The sequence below is a fragment of the Cysteiniphilum marinum genome (genome assembly GCF_014857925.1).
In the GTDB taxonomy this organism is placed as follows: Bacteria; Pseudomonadota; Gammaproteobacteria; order Francisellales; family Francisellaceae; genus Caedibacter; species Caedibacter marinus.
Map to the genome: position 1 here is coordinate 1 of NZ_JACYVZ010000045.1, position 14,451 is coordinate 14,451.

Here is a 14,451-nt window from a genome sequence, read left to right on the forward strand (position 1 = left end):
AGCGTATGCTTTGCTGTAGTTACCTAATCCATACATACCGCCAAGGTAAAGGTTGGTGTTATTTGTTGTAATTTCTGGCTGATTGGTTTTATTTTTAAATAACATGGTTTGAATCCTCTTAAATTTTGTCTATGGTTAAGGTGTGTACTTGGGTTGATAAATAAACAGAGGCGTTTTTATATCTATTTTCCTGTCAAGTACACAACCGCTTTTTTAAACTTCTTAATGGCTTAAAACACTAAGCCACTAACTCGATCAAGTTCCCGCCATTGTAAGGTACGTTAAAATTACCCCTTTCCCTTGCCTTGGCAAAGATTTCTAACGCTTGGCTATACTTTCCCCTGCCCTGCTCAATTAAACCGCTAGACTGTTTGTAAACGCCATAATTAAATGGGGCATTGGTTTCTATCGCAATAAAATAAAAATCAAAGTCTTTACCTGTGGCTTGCTTGAATCCGTCAACGTAAAAGCTCGCTGATAGGTCATAATGGTATTTTTTGGTGGTAAAGCTGAAGTTAATATCATCAGCCAAGCTTGAGGTGGTTTTTAAATCGACAATGTAACCTTGCTCAAGGTTGATATAGTCGGCTCTTGCCTTACAATTTACTTTGTTTGCCTCGTCTAACCAAAAAACAGACTGCTCGGCTACCCCGCCACTTAACAACGTCCTGACTAACTCATTTTTTGCTAAGTTGTGTCGCATTTCCTGCGCCTGTAAAAAATCATCGGTACTAACAAGCTGCCTTGTGCCTACCGTTTCGATTAATTCCTGATAGTCCGCTTTGCCTTGCTTGGTGTTGCGCTTGGGAATATCAGCAACCACATATTCATTATCAAAGGTTTTAGGTTCAAGCACCAAAGAATGAAACATTGTGCCGAATTTCATTGCGGGCGTTGGCTCCGTTTGGTTTTGACGTTTGTAATTATAAAGCCAAGGGCTGATTAGTAAGTCTTTACAGTTGCTTGATGAAATGGGTTCGCTTCTATGGTAATCCTCGTTGCTAAGGTTGCTGATAATTTCGTTTAATGGGTAAACTGTTTTAATATCGCTCATGATGCTTTAGCCTCTAATTTGTTGATTTCGTCAATAATGCTGCTGTACCATTTGAATTGCCTAACTGGCGCACCGTCTGAGTGTCGCTTGCCTGTATCTTGATATACGCCCCAAGGTTCACCTTTAGCAGTTACTGCCCAATAGTTACGCCCTTTTACGTCTTGGGCTTTTTGTTGGTATCCATACTCAGCCAATAGTTTATTAACCTCTTGAGCATTAAGTTTACGGTTGAGTTCTCTGCCGATTTCAGTAACCGTTAGCAGTTGCTTTTGTTCATGCGCTATAAGCTGAACGCCTGAAAGCTTAACAATGTCTACGCCTGTTGCTTTAAAGCCTACTTGTGAACATGACAAGGCTAACTGGTTGTTATCCTTGATGAAGCCTTTTAATGCGTCTTTGGCTGCTTTCATTATCTTAGCTGCTTCAAGATAGTTAGCTGTGCTTATGGTTGGTGTCCGCTCCACTGGTAAAGTACCTTGTGCCGTTTGTTGTTCGAGTTCTTGCCAACGGTCAATAATCGCTGCACGCATTTTGATGTTATAACCAGATACTAAAATTAAGCTTTCTCGCTTGGGTAAGTTGTAGCATTCATATACGTTGCCTTGCTCCGTTTTATACGTTCCTGAAAACTCAGGAGCGTATAAATCTAATTCTACAATCATTTTTTTAATATCAGTCATGACATTATCATGACGCTTGCCTGTAAGCTCCGCTATCTCACGGCTTGACATGGTTTGTCCTGTTGTCATTAATCCATTCATGCTAAAAATCCCCCTAAGTTACTAACGTCACGCTTCAAATACGGCAAGATTGATATAACCGTATCTTTTTTGCTGTTGTTGCCACTTTTAAGGACGCTCACGCTGTTTTTAGCGTCTTTCTTGATGTTGTACCTATCCCACTTAATAACGCTGATTGTGCGCGATTTAAGGCTGTTTTGCTTGGTGGTGTTCTTTTTACTTTTGGTTTTTGCTGAAAAAAACATATAACTTGCTCCCTGTGCCTGTAGCACACGTTAAAAATTTAAGTTGAATTTGATTAATTAGCTTTAGCTATGACTAATTTATATATTCGTCTAGCTCACCATTTGATAGTGCCTTGTTAGCTGCATTTATCTTTTCATCGTTTGAGAGTGTTAAAAGATGGTTTAATTTATGCTTAACATTAATCCATAAAGGCGTTCCGCACTGTATGATCAAGTGGTTTATTGCTTTATTAGCTGCTCTAATAGCAATACTATCGCCATCAATAAAGCAATCATTAAAAGCAATATTATTAGTTTTATTTGCTGTATGAATCATTGTTGTACTCCACAATATTAGCAGTAACTAAGCCGCTTCCTGTCCTTGTTCGACTAACTCAAAGTGCCATAGTCGGTATTGGTGATTTCCTTTGCTTTTCTTAGTCTCGCCTTTGGATACTTGAATTTTTAACTGTGGGAGTTGGTTTATTTTTCCTTGAAGTTTTAGCTGCATGAAAAACCCGCTGACCCTTGATACACTGGTCGGGGATATTGACAGCACCACTAATTTTTTATTGTGCTTGTCGTTAGTGTGAAGTTGCACGAGTACGTCAAGGTAGCGTTTCACTACTGGTGTTCTGCCTTGCTCTGCCATTTGAGCGATAAAGTGCTTTAATGGCTCTCCGTCTGTGGTGACGATACCATCAGGGGAGTATTTAACATCTTGGTAGTTGTCGTCGTTAGCGTCACTCAAAACGTGCTTTTCGGTGGTCTTGATCACTGTAACAATAAAGCTGCTAGGGTTATAGTCGGGGTCGGCTTTCATTTCAAAAGCATTGCCCTTTAAGCTGATAATAGGGAAAGAAGCATAGTCAAATTCTAAGCCATCTAAGCCAAGTTCGGCTAATTCTTGCTTGATACTGTCCTTGCTGAATGTTGTTTCAGTGGTGATTGTGGGTTGATTGGTTGGGTTGTCTTTCGTTACTGTGACGTTGGTTTGTTCGTTTTGTGGGTTAGTAACTGCTGTTGTGTTCTGTTCCATTGTGATTTTTCCTATACAAAATTGTGCTAGTGTCCTTTTAGATTTAGCTTAAAAGGACGGTTTAACGGTTGTTGATCTTGATTATTACGCTGACAGTGAAGCGATACGTTGAGCTAATTGCTGTTGTTGTGCTTTCCATTTGGCACTGATCTCAGCAAAATAGCTGTCGAATTTGTCGCAAGCGTCAAGGTAGCCATTGATCGATTGTATAGGGGATTGAATATTTTGATTTGTCGGGTTGACAGATTGGGTAATATTTGACATATTATAACCTCATTGCTTTAAAGGTGACTTATCTAAATTTTGCGGTTCGGATAGTCGCCTTTTTTGTTGTCCTAAAAAAATAACTGCTTAAATATTTTACAACTCTAAGCGTTAGTTGATGCCTTAACTAAGCATGTGGTTATTATACCAAAGTGACAGAAAAAATCAAGCACAAAGCTATATTTTATAAGGGTTTTAGCGATTTTTATTTACTGTTTTCGAGGCGTTTTTTCTGGTCAAATTCTTTAAATTGTGATAGCATAGTACGTACTAATGGGAGTGTGTGCGCTCGTTTCGGAAAACCCCCATTGACTTATAACATCAACCTTGACACCTTAACCAAAATCAACCACTTTTGATTACATTTCAGGCTCCGCAAATTTTTTACTACAACAAGAAAAAGAAAATGTGCAACGTAGGTTGCGTTGAAAGTTAGCGTGTCCGTAACAGTTATCTAATCACCTCAAACAGCCTAAACCAACGACAGCGTAAACATAACATTAAATAACGATAACCTTGTTTGTGGCTCCCGATACAAATACGCTTCACCGAATCCTTGGCACGTTTGCATCGGTCACATTTGACTTTAAAATTTGACTTCATGGATTAGTGTTGTGTCTTACCGTCCACTTCTTTTTTCAGCTTAAGCACCGTATCAAGGTCGAGTCCAGTAGCCTTTGCAACTTGATCTACAGACAAACTCATACCGAATAGATTACGTGCCGTTTCCTGTTTACTAGCAAATGCTGCTTTTTGCTCCCACTGTTGTCTTAGAGTCATAATATCAACCCCTGTTAAGTTGTCTAATTTCTTTAACGTCTCACTTGCTACATGCTCTGAATCTAAATCCAAGCTCATCAACAAATTAACAAACGCTTTCTTAAAATCTTTACCATCAAAATAATTAGCAAGCTCAGGGTGTGATTCCAATAACTCTACTAATCGCTTGGCAAGTTCTTTATCTCTTGCGTATTTTAGCACCAATTCAAAGAAAAACCTAAACCCTTGTTTGGCAATTTCATCATCACTCATCACGGTTAGGTCAATCAATCGTATATCATTAAAGGCATATTTCTGTGCCAGTGTTATGTTCTCGAAACAGTCAAAAATACTAACACTATGCGGGTACTTTTCCTTTGTACCATGATAAAGCAATATCGGCATAACAATAGGTAACTTGTCGTTGCCCTTATCTAAGTGCTTTTCCATTATCCTTATCACGTACTTATGGAATCTAAAAGGCAAAAGGTCATGCCCTTTTAATCCGCTTTCATGCTCTATTAACAGATAAATATAGGCTTTTTTGCCCTTAATCGGAATACTCCAAAGCACATCACTAATTAACTTTCTAAGCTCGGGGTCAATATGCTCACTGGGTTCAAGCTGCATTTTGTCAAACTCAGCAAGATTAGATAACTCTTGCGGTAATACTTGCCTAATAAGTTGCTCGGCAATGTCTCGTTGCTCAAGGTTGAATTTAACAAATTCATCGTACTTGGGTTTGTTTAGGTCTTTTTTCTTCACTGTAACGCCCTATTCATTATCACTAAAATACCCATCAATCCCCTTTTGCGCCAACTGATAATCAAACCCTTTACCTAGCAGATATTTTAACAGCTTTTGCTTCTTATCATAATCCGTTTTGCCTTTGATCAAAGGATACTTGGCACTAATTCTGCGTAGGACATTATTAAGTTGCTGCGCCTCGTCAACAATAACTAACTTGTCAATCATGCTTTGCGGTATTGCTTTCTTTTTGAGCTTATCAATCAATGCACCAGTTGAAATATCTTGGTTACTTTCAATAATACGCCTTGCTTTGTTTTCCAGCAGCATGTTGTCGGTGATGTTGGCGTTGTCAAGGCTCATGGCAAAAGTATCCTATTCGTTATTATTGGCTCTCTCATTTTTTAAATGCTCAATCGCAGATATTGGCACATTCATCATTTTAGCTATTATCGATAATGGCACACCAATTTTTGACATTGCTATAACCTCATGTATTTTTTGCTCATCGGTTAGCTCATCGTTGCAATTTTTAATATCCATAACGCACTCCCTTTCGTGGACACTGAGCAAGTATATCAAAAACAATCAGTGATTTATACGTGAACACAATTTACACTACCTCATCGCCTCCCACCGCTCAACTATCATGACAAAATCATTGATATAACCGTTGTCATCTCTCGTTTCCTTGAGCCAATCCGCAACCGCATCGTGCAAGTCGTAGGTTTCCTTGGCTTTGGCAAGATTGGATATGCCGACAGTGACACTGCACCTTTCGATGTAGGTGTTAGTGTCGTTGGGTTTGGTGAAGTCACAGCGTAGGTGACAACGCCATGATTTTATTTTGCCTGATTTTTGCCTTATTTTTGCGGGGTTTTGGCATATTTAGTTATTTTTATCGGTACTTTTAGAATTTATTTCATATTCATTTTTAATATTAATATTTCGTGCTAATGATTCTATTTTTGACATATCTTTTAGCGTTTTTAAAACCAACTTATAAGGGTGATCTGAATCATTATGTTCACCTAGTGCTGATGATGGGTTTTTTGAAAATTCACTTATATTACTCTCTAATAGTTTATTTAACAGTGCCATATTCTCTTCGTCTTCGTTATTATAAAGCTCTTGTATTTGCGCCTTATATCCTTCAAAACTTACAGCCATAGCTTTTTTGTGAGCATAATCCTGCTCTAATCTTGAATATTGGTTCATTTTCTTATTATGAGCTATACCAAACCATATTAAGGCTGTTAATGTAATTGCTAATGGTGGATATATAAAATAATAATCCTTGCGTAAGTCAATATGACTAAAAAGAATGATGATGAAAAATGCAAATGACAATATTACTATGCCTCCTATAGCCCACATAAATTTTTTTTCATGGCTATTAACATATTCTTCCGCAGCTTTTCTTTGCTGCTCAAACCCTCCAGCTAAAGAAGCATTTGTTGCTTGAGATAATATTTTCGTGGCTTCTTCACTTATAGCATTTAGTCTTTTCTTAGCATTGGATACAAAATCATCAAACTCATGTTTTTTGGATATTTTAGAAGAGTCTTCATTATCAGAACCTATGTATTCATTTATAAATGTGTGAATTTTTTTTTGCTCAGACTCAATGCTCTCTTTTAATTCATCAATTGCAGACTTAATACCTAAATTATCTTCTTCATCTTTAAAAATTTTATTATAATAACCATTTATTTCTGTATGAGTTGACTCTATGCAATCTTTTATTCCTTTAAAATCTTCACCACATAATGGGTCTTTGGCAAAAAGGTCATTGTGAACATCGTTGATCTCTTTATATTTACATTTAAAATCTTCAATTTCATCTAACATATCACAGAATGCTTTTTTTATTTGTGTGGCATTCATCTTTTTTGGATTATTTAAATCATCTTTGGTTAAAGTCATAATATTCCATTATATTGCGCTAATTTTCTCATATTATGTAACGTCTATTATAATAGCAACATAATATATTGATTACTCAAAAACCTCCCCACAATCCTCCCTCGTCAACTTAACTGTCATTTCCATATTCAAATAAACATCCCTCATATAATAAACACTTTTCGCATACTCATCATCAGACTCAATCGTCCAAGAAACAAGGTCTTCCCTCATAAATGCTGACCCTTTAATCTTCACTGCCTCACTCGGTATCGTGTAAGGCTTCTTTAAATAAAACACCCCAGTGTACCTATGCCCTATTGGTAACTTTTGCCTTTTGTCTTCAAGCTTGGCTATCGTTTTATTGACATAATCAAGGGTGTTGTTGAAGTCATCTTCACTGGATTGTTCAATAAAGGTTTTCTTTTTGTAGTTGAGTAAATGGGTTATTTGGTTGAGAGTGGAAATGTCTGCCTTTAGGTTTTTGCGTTCACCTATCATAAATAGCACCGTGATAATTAATATATAACTATCATAGTTGAATTGTTTTTAACTTTCACCTACATTTAACTACGGTAAACCATATAACCAAAGGAGTAACATTATATGAAATACCTAAACCCTATCGCATTAATCTTAATTATCGTTGGTGGTCTTAACTGGCTGCTTGTGGGATTATTTAAATTCAACCTTGTACACTTCGTTTTTGGCAGCCTTGGGTATGTTGAGAATATTGTTTATATCATTGTCGGTATCGCTGCTTTGGTTAGTATTCCTATGCTTAAAAATTGTTGTCCTAAATCTTCATGCAATAAGGATTAAGCTCAATTATTGCTTATTTGTTTAACTACTTCAAAACTACAACTTACAGAACAAGGTTAAAACTCATCGTTGAGCCTTTGGTTTAGGTGGTGTTGTTGATTAAGTTAGTGTGGTTTGGGGTTGGTGTCAATTGGGATTGCCGATGCTTTTTACTTTTAAAATAACTCACCACTTCTTATAAAGCACATTTTGATAGCTTATCTTCTTTGATCTTACAGCATTTAAAATATTTTGATACTCTAACTGTTTGTCACAATCAGGCACATAATGACTAAGATACACTTTGTAATAACGGCACCACTTTCTAACCGTGGACTCTACAAATCCTGTCAACTTTACAACGTCATCGTAGCTATATCCTAATTCTTTAAAGTGCAGCAACGTGTCTTTAACTGGTTGATTATATGTCATCTTCAACTGTTTAGGAAAAGTCGCTGTGCAATGTTGGTTACCCATGATTATGTTTTGCTAAATTCAAATTTTAAACATGCTACTATTAATATGATTAAGAATAAAGCAGTCAGTAGTTTAAACTCATTTATTCAAAACCTTATATACACTATCCCGACAAATACCTAGCTCACTGGCAATTTTTGTGGCACCTATGCCTTGGTTGTAAAGCTCCCTCACCTTGTCATGGTCAATCTTAACCTTACGCCCAAACTTAACACCGTTAGCTTTAGCTTCAAGCCTACCCTCATTAGTACGCTCAAGTATCCTTGCCCTTTCAGCCTGAGCAACACAAGTTAAAATCATCACGACCATTGTACCCATGCTACCCTCGGTGCTAATGCCATCGTCAATGAATTTGATAGACACACCTAACTCATCAAAGTATTTAATGATGTTGACCATATCAGCAGTATCACGACCAAGGCGATCAAGCTTAGTGATTAAAATACAATCGCCCTGCTCTACTTTCAGTTTTAATAACTCTAACCCATCACGTTCAGCGGTGCTGCCTGTTTTTTTATCAGTGAAGATTCTATCTTGTTTGACACCCTCTTTTTTGAGGGCGTTGATCTGTAATTTTAAACTTTGTTGTCCAGTTGATACTCTGGCATATCCAAAAAGGCGCATAATTGTAGATTTAATCGATTGTTATACGTTGATGTATATTTTATAGCAAAAAACGATTTTTTCTACGGTATTTTAGACTGATTTTTGAGTGTAGAATATATTATAAGTTTTTATACATTGGACAAAATGGGAAGATTCTTACATGATTATTGATGTTGTTCGTTTTGCAGTCAAGATGTCTGCACCCTCCCCTTTCCATTATTTTTTCTCAGGAGTTATATCGCATTAGAGTGGGTCAATATAAATGTCGCAGACTCATCAAGGGTGGAGCATTATATTTGTCGCGTAACAATTTAAAAAATTGGGTAAGCAAACGATGGTTTAGGTACACAGTTTTTTATGGTGTCCTGCCCTTTATCAATTCTTATCATGAACTATGTCTTTAGGATTTCACACCTTTTGGCAAAAGCCATACTGGCATAATTTCAAAAAAGCTCATTGTACCAATTTTATCAACATATTTAGTTACATGCTTTTTTAATAAGTCTGGCACATCAATATCTATCCATTCATCGCACCCACCTCTAACACAAAATCTAAATGGTCGAAAAAGCCTTTTTTCTTTGTCAACGAGTTCAAATCGCATCTTCTCGCTATAATGTGCAAAACGACCTAAATCAATATCATCTTTTTTTACATAAGGTGATTTCATAAGAAAATCTTCTAGTTCTTCCAAGACCTCAATTTCTGCACCATAAATCACTATATTATTTTTGATAACCTCAACATGCGTATATGTTAAATGCTTATGTTTGCTAATTTCTTTCTTTACACACTCCAATTCATCATCACTAATAATTTGCGGTTGTTTTTTGCGCAAAAACACTTGACCATAATGCTTTTCATAAATCTCATAGCCTGATGGCACTTTAGTTATATTTGAACAACCATCTTCTTTAGTCGAAAAGTGATAACGTGTTTTTCCATTTTTGTCTATCTTTTCATGCAGATAATAAATATCATCTTTGCGATTTTTATGCTTTATCATAATTTATCAATTTTCCTGTCACTGCTTCACTAATGCTTTAAAAGATATAATAATTTGTAAGACATTTATAAGCAACAATGCAACAACTCACTATCACACGCTACAAAACCAGATATACCAAGACACTTAAAATCTCAGGCTAAAATTTTATTGACGCACTATTTTATAGTGTACTTTAGACTATAGTCTAATGTGACACTTTGCTATACCCCGCCCTTTTCATCTATGCTGTCAATTACTCTCAGTAATTATATGTTGCTCGGGTGGGTCAATATAAATGTCGTAAGACTTCTTAAGGCGAGCATTGTGTTTGTCACGTAACATTCATTAAGCGTAATTTTGACGACTTCAGTATTACCTGTTAGATTTCATTCTTTAGATGCCTTTCAAAATAAAATGGGTTTATGAAAAAAACTATTTAATTTTGATATCAACAACCTTTACAAACAAGAAAGTATGGTTTATGATTTTGTTAAATGGAATTAAAACTTGTAAACCAACATGAGTATAGAAGCCAAAATATCAATATCAGAAATAGCCGATTTTTTAAATGTAACTAATCAGGCAGTACACAAACGAGTTAAAAGCAAGGGAATAGAGCCTAACAAATCACAAAATAAGCATTATTTTACACATGATACAATCCGAAAATTATTAGAACCAAAATGTAATCAATTTGTATTATCAACTGCTGTGGTTAAAGGTGGTGTTGGCAAGACAACCATAGCTGAATCTATTGCTATAAGAATGTCACTGTATGGTTTAAAAATTTTAGTCATTGATTTAGACCAACAGGCAAACTTAACTAAAGGCTTTCAAATTGATGAAATAGCTAGAACTACTCCAGTAATGATCGATGTAATATCTAAAGCAGCAGAACCTCAAGATTCAATTGTTATGGTCACTGATGGAATTGATATGATTCCTAGTAGATTAGATAATGTAACACTTGATAGCTACATGATGATTAACCGTATAAACCCTATTAACGTATTTAAAAGATTGTATGGGAATCTACTAGCAAAATATGATGTCATTATTTTTGATTGCCCACCAACGCTTGGGACTCTAGTTTGCTCTGCAATGTCTTTTTCTGATCTGGTAATAGCCCCTTTAAATCCTGATATTTATTCTTACGAGGGAATCGAAATAATGGAAAAAGAAGTGAATGAGATAAAAAATGAGTTCACCATTGACATCGATTGGAGAATACTTCTCAATAAATTTGATTCTCGCACAATCTTATCAACTGATTATATTACTCAATTGATCAAGGATAAAAAATACTCGCAAAAACTTTTAAAAAGTGTTATCCGAACAAGTCAGGAATTCCCCAATACTAAAAATAAAGGTAAATCACTTTTTGATAATTTTAGGAAATCTACAGCAAAAGAAGATATTGATTGTTTGGTTAAAGAGTTAATGAATGATTATATAAAAGTATCATTTTCTTAATTAAAGGTATGAGCGATGGCTACGATAAACGACCTATTAAATAAAAAGAAATTTGAGCCTAAAAAGTCTAGGTCTTGGGATTACTTGAAAGAGGTTGAGAAACCTCAAGATAATACTGTGAATGACAGCAAACCATTGGTACATGATAAGGAAACTATTGGTAAACAAAAAGAAAACAATTCGGAAACAAATAGTAAACCATTAGTAAATGATAAGGAAACTATCGGTAAACAAAAAGAAAACAATTCGGAAACAAATAGTAAACCATTAGTAAACGATAAGGAAACTATCGGTAAACAAAAAGAAAACAATTCGGAAACAAATAGTAAACCATTAGTAAATGATAAGGAAACTATCGGTAAACAAAAAGAAAACAATTCGGAAACAAATAGTAAACCATTAGTAAACGATAAGGAAACTATTGGTAAACAAAAAGAAAACAATCCGGAAACAAATAGTAAACCATTAGTAAACGATAAGGAAACTATCGGTAAACAAAAAGAAAACAATTCGGAAACAAATAGTAAACCATTAGTAAACGATAAGGAAACTATTGGTAAACAAAAAGAAAACAATTCGGAAATAAATAGGAAACCATTAGTAAACGATAAGGAAACTATCGGTAAACAAAAAGAAAACAATCCGGAAACAAATAGTAAACCATTAGTAAACGATAAGGAAACTATTGGTAAACAAAGTGCTGATAAAATTGAATCGAATTTTAGCATTACTGAAGCAAAAACTGCAATTACGAACTTGTCTGGGATACAGAAAAAAATCTTTAAATTTATTGTTTCTGAATTAAATTCAAATCTTGAAACTGATATTATAACCTCCGAAAAATTGCTAGAAATAGCTGAATGTAATACTGATACTTTAAAGGTTTTAATTGGTAGACTGTATAAAAAAGGGTTGGTGCTTAAATCACACTGCAAAACTGGAAAGGGCGGCTTTAGAAAGTTTAAATTATCTAAAGTTATTTTAAAAGCTTTTGAAGAGTCTGAACAAATTTCTGAGTCTTATTTTAGTAAACAGCATGAAAATAAAAACACTCTATATAATAGTAATACTACTAATACTATAAATAAATATAGTAACGACACCAAAGAACAAAAACCAACCACACCACAAAATGACCAATTAATCGATTTGATCAAAAAGCAAAACGATCAATTTCAACAACAGATAGCCGAACTCCAAAAACAATTTTTACAACAGGCTCCACGAGTCCAACCTGAAACAAAAACCGTCACTGTGACAGATTCAGCCGAAACTAATGTAGTTGAATCAGACAATTACGACTGGGCTGATCTTGATTTTTCATCTTTAACTGAATTTGGCTTTACTAAGCGACACGTTACCCAGATCAAAAACTTTAATAAAAGCTTAGATGCTGACAACCAACTAACTGTTGATAGTGTTCAAGAGTCCATCGAGCATTATGCGTGGGCTTTACAAAACCGTTTAGAAGAAATGGCAAGCTATGCCCCTACTAATAATCGTTTACGTGGATTGATAGGGGTGCTGAAAAAGGGTGGAAACTGGACAGAGGCTAATTACAAATCACCTGAAGATTTAGCTTTTGAAGCTTCATTGAAAGCAAAAAAGGAAAGATTAGAGAAAATCAAAGCGCAAAAAGAAGAAGTGTTTAACCTTGAGTTTGAACTCTGGCGCGAAACTTTAACTGCAACTGAACTTACTGATATTGAGGAAAAGGGCGAACTTCAAGGCAAGATGCCACCCTCAGCCTTCAAAAACAAGGGTGACAACAAGATGTACGTAGCTGCCCTGAGAACGTACTTCAAGCAGAACATCTACAAGGGCTAATATATGGTAAACTGTAATTGTCGTCAACAAATTAACTTCAATAAAAGTCAAAGAGGTTACTAACCATGGCAAAAATCCCACCCGAAAAAGTTTTCAATCAAACCGATCTGCATGGTTACAATACATGCTGCAAGTTTTACCCAAAAGCAATGGCATTCTTTGGTTTTAATGGTCACGTGGAATGTTTTGTTACCAAGGACAACACGCCTGATTACTATTACGTGGAAATTAAAGGCTTTGATTTTGAGGTCAAAATGTTTGCGTCTTTAAGTTTAGATGACTTTTATGGAAAGCTTTTGCTTTTAAATGACGTTAAGGACTACATCGACAAGCACGATTGCACCTTAACGGAAGCGACACGTGACATGATCAATAATAACCATAGGTTCTACGTCATCGAGCAGGACTTAAACGATATGATCGAACTTAAAGCGTTTGAAACAGTTGATTTTGTTGATGACGAGATCGAGCATAACCTCATTGATCATCAAGCGTGGTCACAATTTGGTGATGGTCAAAATATTAAAAACAATAAAAATAAAACATTGCATTGATTGGTTTTGAATGCCAACAATAATTATCACAAGGATAAGGGAAAATGGACGATATACAAAAAATATTATCAACGGCATATACAAAAAGCCAAACGGTTATTATTGATACAGGGCGTAACTATAAACTAACAGGCAGAGTCGATGGCATTGGCAAAAGAAGCGTTTTGATTATGAAAAACGGCAAATATTTATCGGTTGAATTATCAAAAATTATTACTGTCGAGGTCGTCCACAACATGACGATTGAATCGCAGGAAAATTTAGCTTAAAATTTCCGCTTTTCCGAAAACAAAACAGGGGTGCCTATTTGAAATTCTTTAATAACAGTATTGCGGTGATATTAACAACACAGGTCTTTGCTACCATGAGCTTTGCTGTGTTGTATTCGAGCTTGTCGTTATATTTAACGAATGCCTTTGGTTATGACGCTAACAGTGCCTATTCTATCGTAGCGGTCTTTTTAGTCTACAACTACGGTTTACACATGCTTGGCAGTTATCTGGGTGGTTTGCTTAGTAGTTATCGGGTGTTGTTTTTAATAGCAATGGTCTTTCAAGTGGTGTCATGCTTTATTTTGGCAGTACCAACAGAAACAGCGTTATATATTGGCTTGACGTTATTTCTGGTAGCAACAGGAATCAATGTGCCTTGTCTTAATATGATGATCACACAACGATTCCAACAGGAACACGTTAAGCGTGAAAAATATTTTATATGGAATCATGCAGCGTCTAATCTAGGTTTCTTTGCAGGATACACGGCAGCGGGATACTACCAACTAGACAATGCCTATACTTCTTTGTTTTTAGTGGCTTCGGTGTTTAATGTGTTAGGCTTGGTTTCAATTTTAATTGGTTGGAAAGCGGTTGCTGATATTGATACGCCTTTGACTCGGTTTGTTAAACGGCATGGTACCAAAGCCTTAAACAAAAGATATGCGTTATTATTTGCAATCTTTGTGGTAATGACTGGCATTGTGTTTGTGTCGTTGCT

Annotated in this window: 20 protein-coding genes; 6 read left to right on the top strand and 14 right to left on the bottom strand. The window is 35.6% G+C overall.

What is annotated here, in order from left to right:
* Positions 1–238: 238 nt before the first annotated feature.
* From IE867_RS13005 to IE867_RS13055, 11 genes are all read right to left on the bottom strand, one after another.
* Positions 239–1,054, bottom strand: coding sequence for a PD-(D/E)XK nuclease-like domain-containing protein (locus IE867_RS13005; protein WP_192485145.1), 816 nt, complete (start codon positions 1,052–1,054; stop codon positions 239–241).
* On the bottom strand, positions 1,051–1,815 hold the full coding sequence (locus tag IE867_RS13010; protein ID WP_192485146.1) for a Rha family transcriptional regulator: 765 nt from the start codon (positions 1,813–1,815) through the stop codon (positions 1,051–1,053). The genes IE867_RS13005 and IE867_RS13010 overlap by 4 nt, the downstream gene beginning before the upstream one ends.
* Positions 1,812–2,039 carry a hypothetical protein gene (locus IE867_RS13015; protein ID WP_192485147.1) on the bottom strand — a complete coding sequence of 76 codons (228 nt, stop codon included), beginning with the start codon at positions 2,037–2,039 and terminating at the stop codon, positions 1,812–1,814. Before IE867_RS13015 ends, IE867_RS13010 begins: the two co-directional genes overlap by 4 nt.
* A gap of 73 nt (positions 2,040–2,112) precedes the next feature.
* A complete protein-coding gene (locus IE867_RS13020; RefSeq protein ID WP_192485148.1) occupies positions 2,113–2,355 on the bottom strand; it encodes a hypothetical protein in 243 nt (80 codons plus the stop codon).
* A 27-nt stretch (positions 2,356–2,382) separates the two neighbouring features.
* Positions 2,383–3,057, bottom strand: a complete 675-nt coding sequence (locus tag IE867_RS13025; RefSeq protein ID WP_192485149.1) for a hypothetical protein — start codon at positions 3,055–3,057, stop codon at positions 2,383–2,385.
* Between the two features lie 84 nt (positions 3,058–3,141).
* Positions 3,142–3,321: a hypothetical protein gene (locus IE867_RS13030; RefSeq protein ID WP_192485150.1), complete on the bottom strand. Its 180-nt coding sequence runs from the start codon at positions 3,319–3,321 to the stop codon at positions 3,142–3,144.
* Positions 3,322–3,927: 606 nt separating this feature from the next.
* Positions 3,928–4,845: an Rpn family recombination-promoting nuclease/putative transposase gene (locus tag IE867_RS13035; protein WP_192485151.1), complete on the bottom strand. Its 918-nt coding sequence runs from the start codon at positions 4,843–4,845 to the stop codon at positions 3,928–3,930.
* Positions 4,846–4,854: 9 nt separating this feature from the next.
* Entirely contained in the window at positions 4,855–5,190 is a 336-nt protein-coding gene (locus tag IE867_RS13040; protein ID WP_192485152.1) for a RecX family transcriptional regulator, read from the bottom strand.
* 12 nt (positions 5,191–5,202) lie between these two features.
* Positions 5,203–5,370 carry a hypothetical protein gene (locus IE867_RS13045; protein WP_192485153.1) on the bottom strand — a complete coding sequence of 56 codons (168 nt, stop codon included), beginning with the start codon at positions 5,368–5,370 and terminating at the stop codon, positions 5,203–5,205.
* Between the two features lie 345 nt (positions 5,371–5,715).
* Positions 5,716–6,753, bottom strand: coding sequence for a hypothetical protein (locus tag IE867_RS13050; RefSeq protein ID WP_192485154.1), 1,038 nt, complete (start codon positions 6,751–6,753; stop codon positions 5,716–5,718).
* A 72-nt stretch (positions 6,754–6,825) separates the two neighbouring features.
* A complete protein-coding gene (locus IE867_RS13055; RefSeq protein WP_192485155.1) occupies positions 6,826–7,233 on the bottom strand; it encodes a hypothetical protein in 408 nt (135 codons plus the stop codon).
* A 105-nt stretch (positions 7,234–7,338) separates the two neighbouring features.
* Between IE867_RS13055 and IE867_RS13060 the strand changes: the two genes are divergently transcribed.
* Complete coding sequence (locus IE867_RS13060) at positions 7,339–7,554, top strand: DUF378 domain-containing protein (protein ID WP_192485156.1); 216 nt, start codon at positions 7,339–7,341, stop codon at positions 7,552–7,554.
* A 165-nt stretch (positions 7,555–7,719) separates the two neighbouring features.
* Here IE867_RS13060 and IE867_RS13065 read toward each other — a convergent pair whose 3' ends face one another.
* From IE867_RS13065 to IE867_RS13075, 3 genes are all read right to left on the bottom strand, one after another.
* On the bottom strand, positions 7,720–7,965 hold the full coding sequence (locus IE867_RS13065; protein ID WP_192485157.1) for a helix-turn-helix domain-containing protein: 246 nt from the start codon (positions 7,963–7,965) through the stop codon (positions 7,720–7,722).
* 123 nt (positions 7,966–8,088) lie between these two features.
* Positions 8,089–8,634, bottom strand: a complete 546-nt coding sequence (locus IE867_RS13070) for a recombinase family protein (RefSeq protein ID WP_192485158.1) — start codon at positions 8,632–8,634, stop codon at positions 8,089–8,091.
* A gap of 382 nt (positions 8,635–9,016) precedes the next feature.
* Complete coding sequence (locus IE867_RS13075) at positions 9,017–9,622, bottom strand: hypothetical protein (protein ID WP_192485159.1); 606 nt, start codon at positions 9,620–9,622, stop codon at positions 9,017–9,019.
* A gap of 501 nt (positions 9,623–10,123) precedes the next feature.
* Between IE867_RS13075 and IE867_RS13080 the strand changes: the two genes are divergently transcribed.
* The 5 genes from IE867_RS13080 to IE867_RS13100 all read left to right on the top strand — a co-directional run.
* On the top strand, positions 10,124–11,077 hold the full coding sequence (locus IE867_RS13080) for an AAA family ATPase (protein ID WP_192485160.1): 954 nt from the start codon (positions 10,124–10,126) through the stop codon (positions 11,075–11,077).
* Between the two features lie 15 nt (positions 11,078–11,092).
* Positions 11,093–12,904 (top strand): hypothetical protein, encoded by a 1,812-nt coding sequence (locus IE867_RS13085; protein WP_192485161.1) that lies wholly within the window; start codon positions 11,093–11,095, stop codon positions 12,902–12,904.
* A gap of 65 nt (positions 12,905–12,969) precedes the next feature.
* Entirely contained in the window at positions 12,970–13,458 is a 489-nt protein-coding gene (locus tag IE867_RS13090) for a hypothetical protein (RefSeq protein ID WP_192485162.1), read from the top strand.
* A gap of 44 nt (positions 13,459–13,502) precedes the next feature.
* Positions 13,503–13,727, top strand: coding sequence for a hypothetical protein (locus tag IE867_RS13095; protein WP_192485163.1), 225 nt, complete (start codon positions 13,503–13,505; stop codon positions 13,725–13,727).
* Positions 13,728–13,765: 38 nt separating this feature from the next.
* A partial coding sequence (locus IE867_RS13100) for an MFS transporter (RefSeq protein WP_192485164.1) occupies positions 13,766–14,451 on the top strand: 686 nt, incomplete at its 3' end.